Origin of the sequence: Paraconexibacter sp., assembly GCF_041602235.1 — a bacterium.
Classification (GTDB): Bacteria; Actinomycetota; Thermoleophilia; order Solirubrobacterales; family Solirubrobacteraceae; genus Paraconexibacter.
In genome coordinates, this window is the sequence record NZ_JBFIGP010000491.1 from 1 (window position 1) to 1,518 (window position 1,518).

General features: G+C 73.3%; 2 protein-coding genes. Both read left to right on the plus strand.

Translation table 11 applies throughout. The annotated features are described in order from the left end of the window. On the plus strand, nucleotides 1-258 hold a 258-nt coding region (locus ABYE80_RS20755; protein WP_372792339.1), incomplete at its 5' end, for a hypothetical protein. Nucleotides 259-315: 57 nt separating this feature from the next. Continuing rightward, the coding region (locus ABYE80_RS20760; RefSeq protein ID WP_372792341.1) for a sigma-70 family RNA polymerase sigma factor at nucleotides 316-1,518 on the plus strand (1,203 nt) is incomplete at its 3' end.

A 1,518-nucleotide genomic window follows, 5' to 3' on the forward strand; every position in this document is an offset into this window, starting at 1 on the left:
ACCCGGAAGGCGGGCAAGACCCTGAAGTTCAGGCTCACCGCCGACGACGTCCGCAACGGCACCGGTCGCTCCGGCCTGAAGTACGTGCGCGTCGACTTCGGTGATCGCACGCCCAGGATCACCCTCAAGGGGCGCTCGGCGACGGTGTCGCACGCCTACGAGCGGGGCCGGTACACCCTGCGGGTCACCGCGCGGGACAGGGCCGGCAACGTCGAGGTGGTGCAGCGGCGGCTGACGATCAAGAAGGCCGGGAAGTGACGATGCTCTCGTCCCGGGGAGATGAAGCACCGTGGACGGGGGAGTAGCATCGCAGCCATGTCCGCGGGGCTCGACGAGGCGGCTCTCGCCCGGGCGGCCGCCGACGGTGACGGCCAGGCCTTCGCGCGCCTGTACGACACCTACGAGCAGCGGATCTACACGTTCTGCCTGCGCCTCGTCGGCAACGAGGCCGACGCGCAGGACGCGACGCAGGACGCCTTCCTCAAGGTCCTGCAGCGGCTGCCCAAGCTGCAGGACCGGGAGCTCAACTTCGGCGCCTACCTGTTCACCGCGGCGCGCAACGCGAGCTACGACGTGATCGGGCGTCGCAAGAAGGCCGACGCGGTCGACGAGATCCCGGAGACGGGGGCACGCCCGTTCCTGGGGGACGGCGCCCCGATCGAGCTCGACCCGGAGCGCGCCGCCATGCTCGGGTCGCTCCAGGAGTCCGTGCGCGGCGCGAACGAGCGGCTTCCCGACCGGCAACGCGAGGTGCTGGCGCTCCGCGAGCTCGAGGAGCTCAGCTACGACGAGATCGCGGACATCATGGAGATGAACCGCAACTCGGTGGCCCAGCTCATCTCGCGGGCGCGGATCAAGCTCCGTGACGAGCTGCGGGGCAGCGCGCTCGCGTCCATCGCCGCGTCCTCACCGGAGTGCGAGCGGGCGCTGCCGCTGATCGCGATGCGGCAGGACGGTCAGCTGCGCGACGCCGCCGACCGGGCGTGGCTCACGGCGCACCTCGAGGGGTGCGACACCTGCGCGGTCAGCATCGACGCGATGGAGGAGGCGGGGATCTCCTACCGCGCGTGGACCCCGGTGGTCCCGGCCGCGTTCCTGTTCCGCGACACGATGGCGAAGGCCGCCGAGCTCTGCGGGTCCGACTGGAGCCAGATCGGCCGACCCGACCCCTCGGCGTCCGCTGTACCACCGACCGTCGTCGAGCCGCCCGGCGCCCCGGGCACGCCGCGGGCGGGGGAGGACGCAGCGGAGCGGGAGGACCCAGGCGCCGGGGACCAGGTGGCGGCGGCCGGGAGCGACCCGAGGACACGGCGTGGCGTGGTCATGCTGCTCCTCCTGCTGCTCGTCGGCGGTGGCACCGGGGTCGCCATCGTGGTCGGCGCCGATGACCCACCGCGGGGCCCCGCCGTCACCGCGCAGACGCTCCGCGGGGTCGCGGCGCCGGTGGCGACCACGTCCGCGGGAGGCGACGCGGGCTCCACGACGTCCTCCGGGACGGCGACCCGCACGCGCTCGACC